Below are 18,981 nucleotides of genomic sequence, written 5' to 3' on the forward strand. Positions count from 1 at the left end.
CTCGTTATGCGTCCTCGGCCAGTTCGAGCCAGCGCATCTCCAATTCCTCGCGTTCACCCGCGAGTTCCCGGAGCTCCGCGTCGAGCTTCGCCACGAGTTCGAAATCGGTGGCGTTGTCGGCGATCCGCGTGTGCAGTCTGCCCTCCTTGTCGGAAAGCTTGTCGAGCTGGCGCTCGACCTTCTGCAGCTCCTTCTTGGCGGCGCGGCTGTCGGCGGCGGAGACGCCCGGCTTCGGCTGCGCGGGCGCGGCGGCGGGCGTCGGGACGGACGCCTCGATCATCTTCCGGCGCCGCTCCAGGTACTCGTCGATGCCGCGGGGCAGCATCCGCAGGGTCTGGTCGCCGAGCAGCGCGAGCGTCCGGTCGGTGGTGCGCTCGATGAAGAACCGGTCGTGGGAGATGACGACCATGGAGCCCGGCCAGCCGTCGAGGAGGTCCTCCAGCTGGGTGAGGGTCTCGATGTCGAGGTCGTTGGTGGGCTCGTCGAGGAAGAGGACGTTCGGCTCGTCCATCAGCAGGCGGAGCAGCTGGAGGCGGCGGCGCTCACCACCGGAGAGGTCTCCGACGGGCGTCCACTGCTTCTCCTTGGAGAAGCCGAACTGCTCGCAGAGCTGCCCGGCGGTCATCTCGCGGCCCTTGCCGAGGTCGACCCGGTCGCGGATCTGCTGGACGGCCTCCAGGACCCGCAGGGTGCCGGGGAGTTCGGTGACGTCCTGGGAGAGGTACGCGAGCCGGACGGTCTTGCCGACGGTGACGCTGCCGGCCGCGGGCTGGATCTCGCCCTGGCTGACGGCGGCGTCGGCGAGGGCGCGCAGGAGGGAGGTCTTGCCCGCGCCGTTGACGCCGACGAGGCCGATGCGGTCGCCGGGGCCGAGCTGCCAGGTGAGGTGCTGGAGGAGGGTCTTGGGACCGGCGGTGACGGTCACGTCCTCCAGGTCGAACACGGTCTTGCCAAGCCGGGCGTTGGCGAACTTCATCAGCTCGGAGGTGTCGCGCGGCGGCGGCACGTCGGCGATCAGCTCGTTGGCGGCCTCGATGCGGTACCGGGGCTTGGAGGTGCGGGCGGGGGCGCCGCGCCGCAGCCAGGCCAGCTCCTTGCGCATCAGGTTCTGCCGCTTGGACTCCTCCGTGGCGGCGATGCGCTCGCGCTCGGCGCGGGCGAAGACGTAGTCGGAGTAGCCGCCCTCGTACTCGTGGACGGCGCCGCGCTGCACGTCCCACATGCGGGTGCAGACCTGGTCGAGGAACCAGCGGTCGTGGGTGACGCAGACGAGCGCGGAGCGGCGCTCCTGGAGGTGCTTGGCCAGCCAGGAGATGCCCTCGACGTCGAGGTGGTTGGTGGGCTCGTCGAGGACGATCAGGTCCTGGTCCTCGATGAGCAGCTTGGCGAGCGCGATACGGCGGCGCTCGCCGCCGGAGAGCGGGCCGATGACGGTGTCGAGGCCGTTCTCGAAGCCGGCCAGGTCCAGCCCGCCGAAGAGCCCGGTGAGCACGTCGCGGATCTTGGCGCTGCCGGCCCACTCGTGGTCGGCCATCACACCGATGACCTCGTGCCGGATGGTGGCCTTCGGGTCGAGCGAGTCGTGCTGGGTGAGCACGCCGAGGCGCAGCCCGCCGCTGTGGGTGACCCGGCCGGTGTCGGCCTCCTCCAGCTTGGCGAGCATCCGGATGAGGGTGGTCTTGCCGTCGCCGTTACGGCCCACGACGCCGATCCGGTCCCCCTCGGAGACGCCGAGCGAGACGCCGTCGAGCAGTGCACGGGTGCCGTACACCTTGCTGACAGCCTCGACATTGACCAGATTGACGGCCACTTTGACTCCTGTACGGGGGATCGATCGATCTCCCAGAGTACGTTGCCGCGTACACCGCGCCGACGGGTAGTACCAGCGGTAGCATGAGTAGCATGACCGAGCCTACTCAGAAGTACTCGATCAGCATGCCGCGCGACATCGCGGAGGCCGCACGGGCCCGCAGCGGGCCCTCGGGACTCTCCGCCTATGTGGCGGCGGCTGTCGCCCGGCAGATAGAGCGGGACGATCTCAACGAACTCATCGCGGTGGCCGAGGCCGAGCACGGACCGGTCACGGACGAGGAGATCCAGGCACGGCGCGAACAGCTGCGCCGGGCCCGTGAGCAGCAGGACGGCACGGGGCCGACCGGGGCGAGCGCCGCGTGACCCGTGCGGAGGCCGCCCCCGGCGGCACGCTGGTCCTCGACAGCGAGGGACTGGCCAAGGCCGTGCTGCGTGACCGCGAGGTCACCGGCTGGCTCGCGCTGGCCCGCGCCGACGACCTGCGCGTCGTGACGAGCGCCGCCACGCTGGTGGAGGTGATGCACCCGCGCATCAATCGCGCGGCCCTGGAATGGACCCTGTCACGTCTCGTCATCGAGCCCGTGACGGACACCGTCGCCCGCGGCGCGGCCGCCCTCCTGGCCGCGAACGGGCTGCACGGCCACAAGCACGCCATCGACGCGATGGTCGCGGCGACGGCTCTCGCGGCCCCCGGTCCGGTCACCGTGCTCACCTCGGACCCGGAGGACCTGATGGTCCTCTGTGCCGGTCGGGCCACCGTCATCGCGATCTGAGACGGCGAGCTCAGGCACCGTCCCCGGACCGGTGCCGTCCCGCCCTCTCCACCAGGAGCCAGCCCGCGAGGGCGAGGCCGACGGCCGCCGGGGCCGTGACCGGGACGGCTATCAGGGTGGCCGAGTGACCGTCGAGGAGTCCCGCGAAGCCCGTCAGGGAGAGGCCGAGGACGCCGAGGAGCGCGAGCGTGATGCCGACCGCCGCCACCGGGCCGCCCCCGCCCGTCGCCGGGACCGCCGGAACCGGCGCCTCGAAGCGGCGGAAGGCGGCCACCAGCAGCGCCGTGAGGAGGCCCGCCGCGAGGAAGCGGAGGGGGACCTGCGCCCACCAGGCGCCGCTCGCCGGGGCGGGCGGCTCCGCACCGAGGCCGAGCATCGCCCCGTACACCCCCAGCATCGCCGTCAGGTGCCAGAGGAACGCCGTCATCGCGATCCCGTTCGCGGCGACCACCGCACGCCACACCGGGGCGCGGGCCACCAGACGCGCCCCGGGCCCCCGGAGCAGCTCCACCGCGCCGACCAGCCACAGGCCGTGGCAGAGCAGGGCGAGGGTCGGCGGGGCCATGTTGGACACCTTCTCGCCGGGCATCCCCACCATCGACAGCGGATACGGCCCGAGGGCGACGAGCGCGGTCGCGCCGAGCAGGCCCGCCCCGGCGAGCACGGCGGGCCGGCGGATCATGCCGTCGGCGCGGAGGAACCCGAGCTGGTGGACCGCCAGCCACACGAAGGCGAAGTTCAGGAACTCGACGAAGGGCACGTCCGCCGCGAACCGCAGCACGTCCACCGCGACCGCGCCGCCGGCGAGGGCCGCGAACGCGCCCCAGCCCCACCGCTCGTGCAGCCGCAGCAGCGGCGGGGTGAACGCGACCATCGCCAGGTAGATCCCGATGAACCAGAGCGGCTGGGTGACCAGCCGCAGCGCGACCCCGGTGAGCCCTCCGTCCGCCCCGGACAGCTGGAGGACGAGCGCGGCGGCGCCCCAGACGCCGGTGAAGACCATCGTCGGCCGCAGCAGCCGCTGGAGCCGGGCCCGCAGGAAGGCCGCGTACTGCGGGCGGGAGCGGTGGGCGAGGGCGTGCGAGAAGCCGCCGACGAAGAAGAACACCGGCATCACCTGGAACAGCCAGGTCACCACCTGGAGTCCGGGCACGACGGCGAGCAGGTTCCCGACCTGCCCGTCGGTGGTGACGGCCGCCATCAGCCAGTGCCCGAGCACGACGACGGCGAGCGAGGCGACCCGGAGCAGATCGACGTACCGGTCCCGGCTCGCCGGCGTTGCGGCGGCGAGCTCACGCGCGCTGATTCCCATGCCCGTACGCTCCCGCGGACGGCCTCGCGCCCGACAGGGCGCTGATACTCAGCCGGCGCGTGAGTACGGACGTCGAGCGTGCCGGTCACACCGGGTTGATCGGCGAAAGGCTCTAGAGGACCGTGGCCCCCGGCGCCGGCGAGGTCGCCACCCGTGCGGTGCGGCAGGTGCCCGAGGCGGTCAGGGCGGCGGCGACCGTCTCCGCGGACTCCGCGTCCTTCACCAGGAACGCGGTCGTCGGGCCCGAGCCCGAGACCAGGGCCGCGAGCGCGCCCGCCTCCGTGCCGGCCGCCAGCGTCCCGGCGAGGGAGGGGCGCAGGGAGAGCGCCGCCGCCTGGAGGTCGTTGGCGAGGGCGGCCGCGAGCGCGGTCGTGTCCCCGGCGCGCAGGGCGTCCAGGAGGGCCGGGGAGGCGGCCGGTTCGGGGACCTCGGTGCCCTCGGTGAGCCGGTCGAACTCGCCGAACACCACCGGCGTCGACAGCCCGCCGTCGGCGACGGCGAACACCCAGTGGAAGACCCCGCCGACCCGCAGCCCCGTCAGCTTCTCGCCGCGCCCGGTCCCGAGCGCCGCCCCGCCGACCAGGCTGAACGGCACGTCGCTGCCGAGTTCGGCGCAGATCTCCAGGAGTTCCTCGCGGGAGGAGCCCAGGCCCCACAGCGCGTCGCAGGCGAGCAGGGCGCCCGCGCCGTCGGCGCTGCCGCCGGCCATGCCGCCGGCGACCGGGATGTCCTTGGCGATGTGCAGGTGCACGTCGGGGGCGATGCCGTGCCGGGCGGCGAGCAGTTCCGCGGCCCGCGCGGCCAGGTTGGTGCGGTCCAGCGGCACCTTGTCCGCGTCCGGGCCCTCGCAGGTGACCGTGAGCGTCTCGGCGGGGGTGGCGGTGACCTCGTCGTGGAGGGAGACCGCGAGGAAGACGTTGGCCAGGTCGTGGAAGCCGTCGGGGCGGGCGGCGCCCACCGCGAGCTGGACGTTGACCTTGGCGGGGACGCGGACGGTGACGCCCGCCGCGGCGGTCACGCCTTCGCCTCCGCGATCCGGGCGAACTCCTCCACCGTCAGCCCCTCGCCGCGGGCCTGCGGCGAGATCCCGGCCTTCACCAGGGCCTCCTCCGCCGCGGCGGGCGAGCCGGCCCACGTGGCGAGGGCCGCGCGCAGGGTCTTGCGGCGCTGCGCGAAGGCCGCGTCGACGACCGCGAAGACCTCCTGCCGGGTGGCGGTGGTCGCCAGCGGCTCGGTGCGGCGGACGAGGGAGACGAGACCGGAGTCGACGTTCGGCGCGGGCCAGAAGACGTTGCGGCCGATGGACCCGGCGCGCTTGACCTCCGCGTACCAGTTGGCCTTGACGGACGGCACGCCGTACACCTTGTTGCCCGGCTTGGCGGCGAGCCGGTCGGCGACCTCGGCCTGGACCATGACGAGGGTCCGCTCGATGCTCGGGAACCGCTCCAGCATGTGCAGCAGGACGGGCACGGCGACGTTGTACGGCAGGTTCGCGACGAGCGCGGTGGGCGCCGGGCCCGGCAGCTCCTGGACCTGCATCGCGTCGGAGTGCACGAGCGCGAAGCGGTCGGCGCGGGCGGGCATGCGGGCGGCGATCGTGGCGGGCAGCGCGGCGGCGAGCACGTCGTCGATCTCGACGGCCGTCACCCGGTCCGCGGCCTCCAGGAGGGCCAGGGTGAGGGAGCCGAGTCCGGGCCCCACCTCCACGACCACGTCGTCGGGCCGCACCTCGGCCGTGCGGACGATCCGCCGGACGGTGTTGGCGTCGATGACGAAGTTCTGGCCCTTCTGCTTCGTGGGGCGCACGCCGAGGGCGGCGGCCAGTTCACGGATGTCGGCGGGGCCGAGGAGGGCGTCAGGGCTTTCGGGGCCGGTGGTGGTGCTCACCGGTACAGCCTACGGGGCACCCGCGGGGCGGTCCTACGACCGACCCCGCCCCGCCCCGCCCGGCCCCGCCCGGCCCCCGCCTCACTCCGTCCCGTCCCGCCGCGCCCCACTCCGCCTCGCGCCGCCTCCGCCTCACCCGTGCAGCCGCCGTCCGCAGTGGGGCCACGGACTCGCCCCCCGCTGCACGTACAGCTTCTTCGCCCGGAAGGTCTGCTCCGCGGCGGGCGCGTTCTGGGCGACGCCGCTGCCGCCGAGGGAGCGCCAGGTGCCGGGGTCGAACTGGTAGAGCCCGCCGTACGTCCCCGAGGGGTCGACGGCGTTCGGGCGGCCGCCCGACTCGCAGGCGGCGAGCGCGCCCCAGTCGAGGCCGTCGGCGCCCGCGACGGAGGTGGGCATGGGCCGGGTGCCGACCCGGACCCGCCGGCTGACGGGTTCGCGGACGATCTCCTCGCCGAGCCGCCGGGGCCGCTGCGCGACGCCGTTGACCGTCCGCAGGCCGTAGGTGACGCGGCGGACGCCGGCCGCGCCCTGCCGGTCGACGACCTCGGTGCCGACGAAGAGCTCGGGATCGCGGGTCCGCTCCACGGCGTACGGCACGGACTCCTCGCGCGACACCTTCGTGCCGGTGATCCGCAGCACGGTGACGGTCTGGCCGTCGCGCGGGAAGGAGTCGGGGACGACGGAGGTGGCGTCCTGCGCGGAGAGGGTGATCCCGGCCTCGGTGAGGGCCTCGCGGACGGTGGCGGCGTTCGTCCGGATGGTCCGCTCGCGCCCGTCGGCGAGGAAGGTGACCGTCCGCTCGGTCCGCACGTCGAGGGCGAGCCCGCCGCGGGAGATGGGGGCGCCGCGGGAGACCGAGAGGTACGCGCCCTCCGCGCGGACCCCGAGCTGGCGCAGCGCGCCCTCGACGGTCCGGGCGGTCGTCCAGACCTGGCGCCGCTGCCCGTCGAGGGTGAGGGCGACGGGGCGGCCGTACCGGATGACGATCTCGTCGCCGCTGGCCAGCGCCTCGGCGGGGGCGGGCGCGACGATGTCGTGGGCGCCGACGGCGACGCCCTCGTCGGCGAGGAGTTCCCCGACGTCGTCGGCGAAGGTGTGGAGGGTGCGCGGGACGCCGTCGACGGAGAGCCGGACGGCCTTGTCGTCGGCGACGAACGCACTGGTGCCGCCGGCCAGGAAGGCGACGACGAGCGCCTGCGGGACGAGCCGCCGCAGCCCCTCCCCCGCGGGCCCCGAGGCCTTGCGGCGGCGGGCGGCCCGCCGGGCCCCGGCACGGGAGCCCTGCCCGGGGACGAGGCCCGGCCCGGCCCCCGGGGCGGGGACGACGAGCGGCGCGGCCTGGGTCGGCTGCTCGTGCACGGGCAGGGGCGCGGCCCGCCGTCCGGCGCGGTGACTGCCCTGGGAAGTGCTCACGAGGCCGGGACCCTACCCGCGCGCCCCTCACGCGGTGCGGTGAACCGGCTACGACACGTAACCGTTATGGATCAGTAATCGAAGGCGCGGGCCGTGTTCACCGCGATCGCCTCGGCCATCTCGTTCTCGTCGATGCCGCGGACCTCGGCCATGGCCCGGAGGGTGACCGGGATCAGGTACGGGGCGTTCGGGCGGCCGCGGTAGGGCGCCGGGGTGAGGAAGGGGGCGTCGGTCTCGACGAGGACGAGTTCCAGCGGGGCGACGGCGAGCGCGTCGCGCAGGTGCTGGGCGTTCTTGAAGGTGACGTTGCCGGCGAAGGACATGTAGTAGCCCTTGGCGGCGCAGATCTCGGCCATGGCGGCGTCGCCGGAGTAGCAGTGGAAGACGGTCCGCTCGGGGGCGCCCTCCTCGTCCAGGACGCGGAGCACGTCGGCGTGGGCCTCGCGGTCGTGGATGACGAGTGCCTTGCCGTGCCGCTTGGCGATCTCGATGTGGGCGCGGAAGGAACGCTCCTGCGCGGCGATGCCCTCGGGGCCGGTGCGGAAGAAGTCGAGGCCGGTCTCGCCGACGCCGCGGACGTGCGGGAGGGCGGCGAGCCGGTCGATCTCGGTGAGCGCGTCGTCGAGGGCGGATTCGCCGCCGCCCGGGCGGGCGCCCTGGCGGGACCACCCGTCGGGGTCCCCGAGGACGATCCGGGGCGCTTCGTTGGGGTGCAGGGCGACGGCCGCGTGCACGTGCTCGTGTGCGGCGGCGGTCTCCGCGGCCCACTGGGAGCCCTTCACGTCGCAGCCGACCTGCACGACGGTGGTCACTCCGACGGCGGCGGCCTTGACCAGCGCCTCCTCGACGGTCCCGGACTGGAGGTCCAGGTGGGTGTGCGAGTCCGCGACCTCCACGAGGAGGGGTTCGGGCAGCGGCGGCGGGGCGTCCTTGGCACTCATGACCCCGATCGTACGAGGGTCACGAGTGCCGACGCGCGTGGATATGCCGGTCCCGGTCCGGTCCGGCACCCGGCCCGGGGGGGACGCTCCGGGGCTAGGGGTGGCGCCGGGGCTAGGGGCGGCGCTCCGGGGCTAAGGGTGGCGCCGGAAGGGGTGCAGCAGGTCGGACAGATGCCAGTGGTGCGGCACCGGCGGCTGCTCGGAGTCGTCCTCGGTCAGCTCCTGGCCGATGGGTCCGGCCGGCGAGACGGGCTTGGTCTCCTTCGATCCCCGCCGGTGCTTCTCCGTCGCGGCGATCAGGTCCAGCACCGACGACACCTGCCCCGCACGCATGATCCGGACGACGTGACCGCCGCAGTTCATACAGGTGGGGCTGGACAGCGGGGACGGAACCCGCTCCCCGTCGGCCTTGTAGACGACGAAATTGTGGCCTGCGGCGTCGACGTGGTGCTCGATCTCGTACGCCTGCTCCCAGCCGTATCCACAGCGCATGCAGGCAAAGGCGTACGCCTCATGGGCGACGGATATGCCGGTGCCGGTGATCTCGGACATTCCAGCTCCTCTCCACTGATCCAGTGGACGCCTTTTCGGGCCGGAGCGCATCAGCACGGGTCGAACCATGGAAGGCATTTGGCAGTTCCCTTGCCAAGAGCCCTGTGACGGGTCTCCGCGCCGGGTTCGGCTTTGCCTTTCAGGTTAGTCCTTTACCGTTTCCGGGGCCCGGTCCAGCCGCATTCTTTGCCGCCACCACGGCATCGAACACCTCGCGCTTGGGAAGCCCGGCGTCGGCGGCGACCGCGGCGATCGCCTCCTTGCGCCGCTCGCCCGCCTCCTCGCGCACCCGCACCCTGCGCACCAGCTCCTCGGCGTCGAGTTCGGCCGGTCCCGTCTCGGGGGCGCCCTCGACGACGACGGTGATCTCGCCCCGTACGCCCTCGGCCGCCCAGGCCGCGAGTTCGGCCAGCGGGCCGCGCTTGACCTCCTCGTACGTCTTGGTCAGCTCGCGGCAGACGGCGGCGCGGCGCTCGGCGCCGAAGACCTCGGCCATCGCGGCGAGGGTGTCGTCGAGCCGGTGCGGGGCCTCGAAGTAGACGAGGGTGCGGCGCTCGTCGGCGACCTCGCGGAGCCGGCCGAGGCGCTCGCCCGCCTTCCTGGGCAGGAAGCCCTCGAAGCAGAAGCGGTCCACGGGCAGGCCCGAGAGGGCGAGCGCGGTGAGGACGGCGGACGGGCCGGGGACGGCCGTCACCTTGATGTCCTGCTCGACGGCGGCGGCGACGAGCCGGTAGCCGGGGTCGGACACGGACGGCATGCCCGCGTCGGTGACGAGCAGCACGCGCGCCCCGCCGACCAGGGCCTCGACCAGCTCCGGCGTACGGGCGGACTCGTTCCCCTCGAAGTAGGAGACGACGCGGCCCGTCGTGTGGATGCCCAGGGCACGCGTCAGTCCGCGCAGCCTCCGGGTGTCCTCGGCGGCCACGATGTCCGCGTTCTCCAGTTCGGTGGCGAGTCGGGGCGGAGCGTCCGCGATGTCGCCGATGGGGGTCCCTGCGAGTACCAGCGTTCCTGTCACACGCCCCATCCTCCCAGCCCGGAGAGGCGACGCGCACAGGCGCGTTCCCTACGATGGCGCGGTGACCAGTACCGCACCCGAGGCCATGGAAGGCCAGCACCCCATGGCAGAGCCCGTGGCAGAGCCCTCTCCGTGGCACCAGCGGCTCCGGCGTTTCGGCTACGCGCCGCCCGCCGGACGCGCCGCCCCCATCGGGCTGCGGGAGCGGCTCGTCCCCTCGTACGTCCGCCCGTCCAAGCGCGTGATGTCGCTGCTCGGCATCGGCCCCGACCGGTCCGAGCGGCTGTGGCGGCTGATGGCCTGGGGCGGTCCGCTCCTGGTCACGGCGGTCGCGGGGCTGCTCAGGTTCTGGAACCTGGGCAAGCCGAACGCGGTGATATTCGACGAGACGTACTACGCCAAGGACTCCTGGGCGCTGATCAACCAGGGGTACGAGGGGGCGTGGCCGAAGGACATCGACAAGACCGTCCTCAGCGACCCCGGCGCGGTCCTCGTGCCGACCGATCCCGGCTACGTCGTCCATCCCCCGATGGGCAAGTGGGTCATCGGCGCCGGCGAGAAGCTGATCGGCTTCGAGCCGTTCGGCTGGCGCTTCATGGTGGCGCTGCTCGGCACGCTGTCGGTCCTGATGCTGTGCCGGATCGGCCGGCGGCTCTTCCGCTCCACCTTCCTGGGCTGTCTGGCGGGTCTGCTGCTCGCCGTCGACGGACTGCACTTCGTGATGAGCCGTACGGCGCTCCTCGACCAGGTGCTGATGTTCTTCGTCCTGGCGGCCTTCGGCTGCCTGGTCCTGGACCGCGACCGGACCAGGAAGCGGCTCGCGGGCGCGCTCCCGGAGGACGAGGAGGGCGTGCTGCGGCCGGACGCCGAGATCGCGGAGTCCCTGCGCCTGGGATGGCGGCCGTGGCGGATCGCGGCCGGTGTGATGCTGGGCCTCGCGGCGGCGACCAAGTGGAACGGCCTCTACGTCATGGTGGGCTTCGGCCTGATGACGGTGCTGTGGGACGTCGGCGGGCGCCGGACGGCGGGAGCGGTCCGCCCGTACCTCGCGGTGGTGAAGAAGGACCTGGTCCCGGCGTTCGTGTCCGTCGTCCCGGTCGCTATCGCCACCTACCTGGTGACGTGGACCGGCTGGATCGTCAGTGACAAGGGCTACTTCCGGAACTGGGCCGCCGACCAGGACAAGCTGGACGGCGGCGGCACCTGGGGCTGGCTGCCGCAGTGGCTGCGCAGCCTCTGGCACTACGAGTCCGAGGTCTACAGCTTCCACGTGGGCCTCACCTCGCCCCACACGTACGAGTCGAACCCGTGGTCGTGGATCGTCCTCGGCCGCCCGGTCTCCTACTTCTACGAGTCCCCCGCGCCCGGCACCGGCGGCTGCCCGGCCTCCGCGAAGGAGAAGTGCGCGGCGGAGGTCCTGGCCCTCGGCACCCCGCTGCTGTGGTGGGCCGCCTGCTTCGCGATCCTGTACATCCTGTGGCGCTGGGCCTTCCGCCGCGACTGGCGCGCGGGCGCGATCGCCTGCGGCATCGCGGCCGGCTGGGTCCCCTGGTTCCTCTACCAGGAACGCACCATCTTCCTTTTCTACGCGGTGGTCTTCGTTCCGTTCCTGTGTCTGGCGGTGGCGATGATGCTGGGCGCGATCATCGGCCCCGCGGGTTCGTCGGAACGGCGCCGCACATTCGGCGCGGTGGCGGCGGGCTGCATCGTTCTGCTCATCGTCTGGAATTTCATCTATTTCTGGCCCATCTACACCGGCACTCCCATTCCGCTCGACCAATGGCGGAACCGGATGTGGCTCGACACCTGGGTGTAGCCGGGGGGGGAATCGCACGCGAGAGGGCGCGACCGGTGGTCGCGCCCTCTCGCTTGTCTGCGGCGGATTCGTACAACCATCCGCCCGCTCAGGAGTCGTACAGGGCGAGCGCGCCGGACGCGCGTGCGCTTCGTTTCCAGGGGGACCCACATGACTCACCACATATCCGTGCGCGGCCGCGTGCTCACGGCCGCGGCCGCCGTCGGCATGCTCGTACCCGTCGTCGCCGGCGCGGCGCCCGCCGCCGCCGCGACCGCGCCGCAGGTCAGCTGCACCTCCAGCCAGCCGGGGCTCGCCGCCAAGCTGCAGCGCGACATCACCGCCGCGCTCGCCTCGCGCGCCGGAACCGTCGCCGTCGGCCTGCGCGACCGCACCACGAACACCACGTGCACGCTGCGCGCGACGACCTCGTACGACTCGGCCAGCGTCGTGAAGGTGACCGTCCTCGCCACGCTCCTCTGGGACGCGAAGAAGACCAACCGGCAGCTGACCTCGCGCGAGACCACCCTCGCCACCGCCATGATCACCAAGTCCGACAACGCGGCCACCACCTCCCTGTGGAACCAGCTCGGCGTCACCAAGGTGAAGGGCTTCCTCGCGGCGGCCGGCATGACCCGGACGGTGCCGGGGTCCGGCGGGTACTGGGGGCTCACCCGGATCAACGTCACCGACGAGCAGCGGCTGCTCTCCCTGATCACCGCCAGGAACACCGTCCTCAGCGACAACTCCCGCGCGTACATCCTCAAGCTCATGGGCCGCGTCGTCACCTCGCAGAAGTGGGGAACCCCCGCGGGCGCGCCCTCCTCGGTGGGCGTGCACGTCAAGAACGGCTGGCTGCAGCGCGCCACGCGCGGCTGGCGTGTGCACAGCATCGGCGCGTTCCAGGGCGGCGGCCACGACTACACCATCACCGTGCTCACCGACGGCAACAGCTCCATGACGTACGGGGTGAACACCATCCAGGCCGTCTCCCGGGCGATCCACCGGGATCTGACCCCGACGGCGAAGGCCGAGTCCCGTTACACGCCGCCGCTCCCGCCCGCGGAGGCGCACATCAAGGTCCCCCAGGGCTGACTCCCGACCGGCCTGTGTGACGGAGAGGCCGGAAGGTGCTCGACACACGCATGGGGCGCTGCTTGACTCGTGGGTTCACACGGGGAGGGGAGCGCAGCCATGCGCAGTGGAGCCAAGGTCGCCGTCGTCGGGGGAGTCTTCGTCGTCGTGGCGGGCGGAGTCGGATACGGGGGCTACAACCTCTGGAACGGCGTGATGGGCGGGGAGACCTCACCGCGGTCCAACTCGGCCCAGGCGCCGAGGACCGGGCCCGTCACGGACGAGGAGGTCACCACGGCCGCGCGGGACTTCCTGGCCGCCTGGGCCGCCGGGGAGCCGGAGAAGGCCGGGCAGCTGACGAACGACCCGGTCGCGGCGGGGCCGGCGGTGGCCGCCTACCACGACGGGGCGCGCGTCTCGGAGGCCGTGATCACGCCGGGGACGCCGACCGGGACGACCGTGCCGTTCACGGTGAAGGCCGTGATCACCTACGAGAACGTGTCGAAGCCCTGGTCGTACACCTCCCGGCTGACCGTCGTCCGGGGGCAGACGACCGGCCGGGCCCTGGTGAAGTGGGCGCCGTCCGTGCTCCACCCGAAGCTGCTCACGGCCGGGGCGACGCTGCGCACGGGGGTCGCGAAGACGGCCCCCGTGAAGGCGGTCGACCGGGACGGCACGGAGCTGACGGCCGCGAAGTACCCCTCGCTGAGACCCGTCCTGGACACCCTGCGCCAGCGGTACGGGGCGAAGGCGGGCGGCGAGAGCGGCGTCGAGACCTGGATCGACTCGGGCAGCGAGTCCGTGCCCGACTCCCCCCTCCTGGTCCTGTCGAAGGGGAAGCCGGGCACGCTGAGGACCACCATCGACGCGGGCGTCCAGGCGGCGGCCGAGAAGGCGGTGAAGGGGTACGGGAGCGCCTCGGTGGCCGCGATCGAGCCGTCGACGGGCGCGGTCCTGGCGGTCGCCAACAGCCCCGCCACCGAGTTCAACGTGGCGTTCCAGGGAGCCCAGGCCCCCGGCTCGACGATGAAGATCGTCACGGCGGCGATGATGATGCAGAACGGGCTGGCGACGCCCGACACCAAGGTCGAGTGTCCTTCCACCGTCCTGTCGAGGGGCACGACCTTCCAGAACCTCAAGAAGTTCAGCATCAGCGACGGCACCCTCACCGCGGCCTTCCGCCGCTCCTGCAACACCGCCTTCATCAAGGCGATCAGCAAGCTCAGCGACAAGGGCATCGCGGACACCGCCCTCGGCGACACCGCCCGCGACTCCTTCGGCATAGGCCAGGTCTGGCAGGTGGGCGTGACGGCATCGGACGGCAGCGTGCCCGAGTCGGCCGGCAGCGAGACTCCCGCCTCGTACATCGGCCAGGGCAAGATCACGATGAGCGCGCTGAACGTCGCCTCGCTCTCCGCGACCGTGAAGAACGGCGGCTTCCTCCAGCCCTACCTGGTGGCGCGGGAGCTCGACGACCGTGAGTTCGCCACGGCCGAACCGCTCTCCCGCGAGGTCGCCAGGGGGCTGCGCACGATGATGACCGCGGCCGCGACGGCGCCGGACGGCACCGCGCTCCGCGCGATGTCCGGGCTCGCCTCCCCGAAGGGCGCCAAGACCGGCTCCGCCGAGGTCGACGAGCAGGAGACCTCCAACAGCTGGTTCACCGGCTACTCCGGCGACCTCGCGGCGGCCGCGGTCGTCCAGGAGGGCGGCCACGGCGGCGACTCGGCGGGCACGGTGGTGGCGAAGGTGCTGGCGGCCGGCTGACCCACCCCTCGGAACCCGGTCGCATGGCCCGTACAACCAACGCTAGCGTGCGGGCCATGACCGCTGACGACAGCACCGCCCTCGCCCACCCCCAGTTCGCCGCCGCCCTCCGGGAGCTGGGGCTCGACGTCGAGATCCGCCGCTTCCCGCACGAGACCCGCACCGCGCAGCAGGCCGCGGAGGCCATCGGCTGCGCGGTGTCGGAGATCGTGAAGTCCCTGGTCTTCGCGGCCGACGGGGTCCCGGTCCTCGTCCTGATGGACGGCGCCTCGCGGGTGGACGTCGAGCGGGTGCGGTGGGAGCTGTGCGCCGGGGAGGTGACCCGGGTCGACGCGAAGGTCGTCCGGGAGACGACCGGGTACGCGATCGGGGGCGTCCCGCCGTTCGGGCACCGCACCCGGACCCGGGTCCTCGCCGACCGGGGCCTGCTCGACCACGACCTCGTGTGGGCGGCGGCGGGCAACCCGCACACGGTGTTCGCCCTCGACCCTAAGTCGCTGGTCTCGCACGCCGGCGCGACCCTGGTGGACGTCCGGGAGCCCACGGCGTGACGCCGCTCGTCACGCTGGCCGTCCTGGTCGCCGCCGTCACGCACGCGAGCTGGAACGCCCTGGCGCACCACATCAAGGACCAGCTGGTCTCGTTCACGCTGATATCCGGCGGCGGCGCCCTCATCGGCCTGGCCGCGGCCCTCTTCGTGCCGTTGCCCGCGGCGGAGGCCTGGCCGTACCTGGGGGCCTCCGCGCTGCTGCACGTCGGCTACATGGTGCTGCTCATGCGCTCGTTCTCGCTGGGCGACTTCGGCCAGATGTACCCGATCGCGCGCGGTACGGCCCCGCTGGCCGTGACGGCGCTCGCGGCGGTGTTCGTGGACGAGATCCCGGACGGCTGGCAGCTGCTGGGCGTCGCGGTGGCGTGCGCGGGCCTGACGGGCCTCGCCCTGTGGGGCATCCGGGGCAAGGGGCAGCGCCCCCACTGGCCGGCACTGCTCGCGGCGGGCGCCACGGGCCTGGCGATCGCGCTGTACACGGTGGTGGACGGGGTCGGCGTCCGCGCCTCGGGCACGCCCCTGGGCTACATCGCGTGGCTGATGATCCTGGAGGGCCTGGCGATCCCGGCGTACGCCCTCTGGACCCGCCGGGCGGCCCTGCTCCCCCAGCTCCGCCCGCACGCGGGGCGGGGTCTGCTGGGCGCGGCCCTGTCGGTGGCCGCGTACGGCCTGGTGCTCTGGGCCCAGACGAAGGCGCCGCTGGCCCCGGTCGCGGCGCTGCGCGAGTCCTCGATCATCGTGGGCGCGGCCATCGGAGCACTGTTCTTCAAGGAGCGCTTCGGCGCCCCGAGGGTCGCGGCGGCGGGCCTGATGGCGGCGGGCATCGGACTGATGCTGCACGCCGGGTGACGGGGGCGGCCGGTGTGACGGGCGGGCGCCGGGTGACGGGGCGGCCTGGGCAGGCACCGGGTGACGGGCCCCGCGGTGACGGCCGGGCGGCGTCAGCCGACGCCGACACCCACGCCCGCGCCCGCACCGGGGGCCGGGCCGTCCCAGGACGCGCGGAAGAAGTCCGTACGGACGCGGCGGAAGCCGGTGTGACCGGTGGCCTGGGCGTGGGACAGACACCAGACGGCGGGCCCGCGGCCGTCGTCCGCCGCGCCGGAGCCGTCGAGGCAGGTGGTGCACTCGGCCTCGGTGACGGTCCCGCTGCCCGTCCGGTCGGGCCGTAACGCCCAGAGCCGGGGCCGCCGGGCGGTCCGGTGGTACGCCCCCGCCGCGCTCACCTCGCCCCACCCCCCGCCGCCGGGGCGGCGACGGCCCGTACGGCCGGGCGGCGGCCCGGCGGGGGCGGTAACAGCCGGCGGACCGGGCCGGCACGGCGGACGCCAGGGATGCTCACGTCGACGCTCCTTCGAAGCGGTGGTCTCGCCCCGGCCGGTCGCGCGGTCGCGGGGGCCTTGCTGTTTCTCGTACGGACCAGCAAGATCAACTCACCGTTGCGGTCGAGATACGGCACGTGATCGCCGTCACAGCATGCCCACCCGCACCGGAAGAACGCAAGAAGTGCGAACTCCCCCTCGGCGTCCCCGAGTCCGGGCCCAAAGCAGGCCGGGGAGAGGGCGTGCGCGGCACGACCCGGCCTGGACGGAAGGAGGGCCCGGCACCCGGGCGGAACCGCGGACCACCGCAGGGCGTCCGCCCCCTCAGTCCCCCAGTACCTCCGCGAAGTGCGTGTTCACCGCCAGCAGGCCGCCGTCCACGCGGAGTACCGTGCCCGTGATCCAGGACGCGTCCGCCGAGGCCAGGAAGGCGACCGCCGCCGCCACGTCCTCCGGGGCGCCCACCCGCGACAGGGGGTAGACCCGGTCGGCCAGGGTCCTCAGTTCGCGGTCCTTGCCCGACCACGCCGTCGTCGCGATCGTCCCCGGGTTGACCTGGTTCACCCGCACCCCGCGCGCCGCCGCGTCGCCCGCGAGCGTGCGGGTGAGCGACGCCAGGCCCGCCTTCGCCGCGCTGTAGGCGTGGTTGCCGAAGTCCGTCTCGGCGTTGACCGAGCCGATGTTCACGATCGCCCCTCGCCCGCCGGCCGCCGCCAGATGCGGCAGTGCCGCGCGGGAGCAGCGGACCGCGCCCATGAAGGTCAGGTCGTGCTGGACGGCGAACACCGTGTCCGGCTCGTCCTCGAAGCGGGCCCGGTCGGGTTCCACCGGGCCGAGCGCGTTGTTGACGAGGACGTCGAGGCGCCCGAAGGCCTCCACCGCGTACGCCGTCGCCCCGTCGACCGACGACTGGTCGCCCACGTCGCAGTGCCGGTGCTCCGCGCCCGGGATCCCCTCGGCCGTCTTCCGTGCCGCCGCCTCGTCCACGTCCGTGACCAGGACCCTCGCGCCCTCCGCCGCGAGCCGTCGCGCCGTCGCCGCGCCGATGCCGCGCGCCGCGCCCGTGATCAGTACCGCGTATCCGCCGAAGCGTTCCCTGAGGTCCATGCGCCCGATCTCAGCACCCGGCTCCGGGCGGCGCCAGCCCCCCGTAACATCCCGTTCATCAATTACCCCCGCCCATAAGCACGGAGAAAGCCGAGATACGGCAATTCGGCCAGAGCCGAAAGGCTTTGACACACCCCTGGCGCGAATACCACGATCTACTTCGCCGCCGACCACGCTTTCATCAGGGGGAAAACCATGTCCACGTATCAGTCCGGTGTCGAGGAAATCGCGGAGTCCCTTTCCTCCCGGAGCTACGACCTGATCTCGGGCGAGAAGGTGAAGCAGCTTCTCCTCCAGCGCTCCGAGACCGCCGTCGACGACCTGGAGGCGTTCCGCGACAGCTGGTCGCGGATGCCGCTCGACAGCTACATGGCGGACGGCGGACGCTACCGCCGCCGCCGGCACGCCACCCTGAGCGCGCCCCGCGCGAGCAACGACTACCGCGTCGAGGCGCACCAGCCGCACTACCAGGGGCTCGACTACAACACCCTCAACGGCGGCGTGGCCCGGCACTACGAGCCGTTCGAGGACCAGATCCTGCGCGGCCGGACCATGGACAGCCTGCTCACCCTCGGCTGCGACATCTTCGGCCGCCTCGCCCCGTACTCGGGCTGGCACATCGAGGCCCACCAGTTCCGCATCGAGGTCAACGGCGAGGAGGTCGGCCTGCCCACCCCGGAGGGCGTGCACCGCGACGGTGTCACGTTCGTCCTGATGGCGATGGTCGGCCGTGCGAACGCCACCGGCGGCGAGAGCACCGTCTTCAACCTGGACAAGCAGCCGGTCGAGAAGTTCTCCCTGACCGACCCGCTCGACGTGGCCCTCGTCAACGACGAGCGGGTCTACCACGGCGTCTCGCCGATCGAGCAGATCGATCCGGCCGCCCCGGCCTCGCGCGACGTGCTGGTCATCACCTACCGTCACAAGCCCTGAAGTCAGGGGCGGGTGGGAGGGGGCGGGTTCCGCGCGGACCCGGGCCCTCCCGCCCGCTCACCCCTCGATTGAGTACGTGAGCGAGAAGGCGGGAAGTCGGGAACATGGGTCAGCTCATCGCCGTGGCGGTCATCACCATTCTGGCTGTCATCAGCCCCGGCGCGGATTTCGCGATGACCGTCCGCAACAGTTATCTGTACGGAAGGACCGCCGGCGTTCTCGCGGCCGTCGGAATTGCACTCGGTGTTCTCGTCCACGTCACCTACACCATGCTGGGTGTCGGACTTCTGGTCTCCCGGACGCCGATGCTTTTCACGGCGATGAAACTCATCGGCGCCGCCTATCTGGTGTACATCGGCTACAAGACGTTCGTCACCAAGGCCCAGGTGGACATCGACCTGTCGGAGGACGGTGGCCTCTCGAAGGCCGGGGCGCTCCGCACCGGCTTTCTGACGAACGCGCTCAACCCGAAGACGATGCTGTTCGTGCTGAGCACGTACACGCAGGTCGTCAGCGCCGACACCCCCGTCTTCCAGCAGGTCGGCTACGGGCTCTTCATGTCCTTCGCCCACCTGGTCTGGTTCGGCCTGGCCGCGGTCCTCTTCTCCAACCAGGCCCTGCGGTCCCGGCTGTTGCAGCGGCAGACCGTGCTCAACAAGGTCATCGGGGCCGTGCTGGTCGGACTGGGCATGCTGCTGGCGCTGACGCCCGCCATGGCCTGACCC

Annotated in this window: 19 protein-coding genes; 9 read left to right on the plus strand and 10 right to left on the minus strand. The window is 72.8% G+C overall.

Annotated elements, in window-relative coordinates; all coding sequences use genetic code 11:
• Positions 1 to 4: 4 nt before the first annotated feature.
• A complete protein-coding gene (locus AMK27_RS31720; RefSeq protein WP_073916068.1) occupies positions 5 to 1,810 on the minus strand; it encodes an ABC-F family ATP-binding cassette domain-containing protein in 1,806 nt (601 codons plus the stop codon).
• A 92-nt stretch (positions 1,811 to 1,902) separates the two neighbouring features.
• Between AMK27_RS31720 and AMK27_RS31725 the strand changes: the two genes are divergently transcribed.
• Complete coding sequence (locus AMK27_RS31725) at positions 1,903 to 2,175, plus strand: CopG family transcriptional regulator (RefSeq protein ID WP_073916071.1); 273 nt, start codon at positions 1,903 to 1,905, stop codon at positions 2,173 to 2,175.
• Positions 2,172 to 2,585 carry a PIN domain-containing protein gene (locus AMK27_RS31730; protein WP_073916074.1) on the plus strand — a complete coding sequence of 138 codons (414 nt, stop codon included), beginning with the start codon at positions 2,172 to 2,174 and terminating at the stop codon, positions 2,583 to 2,585. Before AMK27_RS31725 ends, AMK27_RS31730 begins: the two co-directional genes overlap by 4 nt.
• 10 nt (positions 2,586 to 2,595) lie before the next feature.
• Here AMK27_RS31730 and AMK27_RS31735 read toward each other — a convergent pair whose 3' ends face one another.
• The 7 genes from AMK27_RS31735 to rsmI all read right to left on the minus strand — a co-directional run bounded on the left by AMK27_RS31735 (position 2,596) and on the right by rsmI (position 9,717).
• Positions 2,596 to 3,897, minus strand: coding sequence for an acyltransferase family protein (locus tag AMK27_RS31735; RefSeq protein WP_073916076.1), 1,302 nt, complete (start codon positions 3,895 to 3,897; stop codon positions 2,596 to 2,598).
• 112 nt (positions 3,898 to 4,009) lie between these two features.
• A complete protein-coding gene (locus AMK27_RS31740) occupies positions 4,010 to 4,915 on the minus strand; it encodes a 4-(cytidine 5'-diphospho)-2-C-methyl-D-erythritol kinase (RefSeq protein ID WP_073916079.1) in 906 nt (301 codons plus the stop codon).
• A complete protein-coding gene (gene rsmA / locus AMK27_RS31745) occupies positions 4,912 to 5,784 on the minus strand; it encodes a 16S rRNA (adenine(1518)-N(6)/adenine(1519)-N(6))-dimethyltransferase RsmA (protein ID WP_073916081.1) in 873 nt (290 codons plus the stop codon). The genes AMK27_RS31740 and rsmA overlap by 4 nt, the downstream gene beginning before the upstream one ends.
• Positions 5,785 to 5,916: 132 nt before the next feature.
• On the minus strand, positions 5,917 to 7,197 hold the full coding sequence (locus AMK27_RS31750) for a resuscitation-promoting factor (RefSeq protein WP_073916083.1): 1,281 nt from the start codon (positions 7,195 to 7,197) through the stop codon (positions 5,917 to 5,919).
• Positions 7,198 to 7,268: 71 nt separating this feature from the next.
• On the minus strand, positions 7,269 to 8,138 hold the full coding sequence (locus tag AMK27_RS31755; RefSeq protein ID WP_073916085.1) for a TatD family hydrolase: 870 nt from the start codon (positions 8,136 to 8,138) through the stop codon (positions 7,269 to 7,271).
• Between the two features lie 132 nt (positions 8,139 to 8,270).
• The gene (locus AMK27_RS31760; RefSeq protein ID WP_073916087.1) at positions 8,271 to 8,690 is read right to left on the minus strand and encodes a hypothetical protein; all 420 of its coding nucleotides are present in this window, start codon (positions 8,688 to 8,690) and stop codon (positions 8,271 to 8,273) included.
• Positions 8,691 to 8,829: 139 nt separating this feature from the next.
• A complete protein-coding gene (gene rsmI / locus AMK27_RS31765) occupies positions 8,830 to 9,717 on the minus strand; it encodes a 16S rRNA (cytidine(1402)-2'-O)-methyltransferase (protein WP_189833481.1) in 888 nt (295 codons plus the stop codon).
• Positions 9,718 to 9,769: 52 nt separating this feature from the next.
• On the opposite strand from rsmI, the gene AMK27_RS31770 reads away from it, so the two are divergent.
• From AMK27_RS31770 to AMK27_RS31790, 5 genes are all read left to right on the plus strand, one after another.
• Positions 9,770 to 11,524 (plus strand): dolichyl-phosphate-mannose--protein mannosyltransferase, encoded by a 1,755-nt coding sequence (locus tag AMK27_RS31770; protein ID WP_073916090.1) that lies wholly within the window; start codon positions 9,770 to 9,772, stop codon positions 11,522 to 11,524.
• A 150-nt stretch (positions 11,525 to 11,674) separates the two neighbouring features.
• Positions 11,675 to 12,598 (plus strand): serine hydrolase, encoded by a 924-nt coding sequence (locus AMK27_RS31775; protein WP_073916092.1) that lies wholly within the window; start codon positions 11,675 to 11,677, stop codon positions 12,596 to 12,598.
• 99 nt (positions 12,599 to 12,697) lie between these two features.
• Positions 12,698 to 14,344, plus strand: coding sequence for a penicillin-binding transpeptidase domain-containing protein (locus AMK27_RS31780; protein WP_073916093.1), 1,647 nt, complete (start codon positions 12,698 to 12,700; stop codon positions 14,342 to 14,344).
• A 56-nt stretch (positions 14,345 to 14,400) separates the two neighbouring features.
• On the plus strand, positions 14,401 to 14,895 hold the full coding sequence (locus AMK27_RS31785) for a YbaK/EbsC family protein (protein ID WP_079188653.1): 495 nt from the start codon (positions 14,401 to 14,403) through the stop codon (positions 14,893 to 14,895).
• Complete coding sequence (locus tag AMK27_RS31790) at positions 14,892 to 15,743, plus strand: DMT family transporter (RefSeq protein WP_073916096.1); 852 nt, start codon at positions 14,892 to 14,894, stop codon at positions 15,741 to 15,743. Before AMK27_RS31785 ends, AMK27_RS31790 begins: the two co-directional genes overlap by 4 nt.
• A 92-nt stretch (positions 15,744 to 15,835) precedes the next feature.
• Here AMK27_RS31790 and AMK27_RS31795 read toward each other — a convergent pair whose 3' ends face one another.
• A complete protein-coding gene (locus AMK27_RS31795; RefSeq protein WP_073916098.1) occupies positions 15,836 to 16,120 on the minus strand; it encodes a DUF7848 domain-containing protein in 285 nt (94 codons plus the stop codon).
• Positions 16,121 to 16,540: 420 nt separating this feature from the next.
• Complete coding sequence (locus AMK27_RS31800; protein ID WP_073916099.1) at positions 16,541 to 17,323, minus strand: SDR family NAD(P)-dependent oxidoreductase; 783 nt, start codon at positions 17,321 to 17,323, stop codon at positions 16,541 to 16,543.
• A 195-nt stretch (positions 17,324 to 17,518) separates the two neighbouring features.
• On the opposite strand from AMK27_RS31800, the gene AMK27_RS31805 reads away from it, so the two are divergent.
• Together AMK27_RS31805 and AMK27_RS31810 are read left to right on the plus strand one after the other, a co-directional pair.
• Complete coding sequence (locus AMK27_RS31805) at positions 17,519 to 18,256, plus strand: 2OG-Fe dioxygenase family protein (RefSeq protein ID WP_073916101.1); 738 nt, start codon at positions 17,519 to 17,521, stop codon at positions 18,254 to 18,256.
• A gap of 104 nt (positions 18,257 to 18,360) precedes the next feature.
• Positions 18,361 to 18,978, plus strand: a complete 618-nt coding sequence (locus tag AMK27_RS31810; protein ID WP_073916102.1) for a LysE family translocator — start codon at positions 18,361 to 18,363, stop codon at positions 18,976 to 18,978.
• The last annotated feature ends 3 nt before the right edge of the window (positions 18,979 to 18,981 follow it).

Origin of the sequence: Streptomyces sp. CB02009 (assembly GCF_001905825.1) — a bacterium.
Lineage (GTDB): Bacteria > Actinomycetota > Actinomycetes > Streptomycetales > Streptomycetaceae > Streptomyces.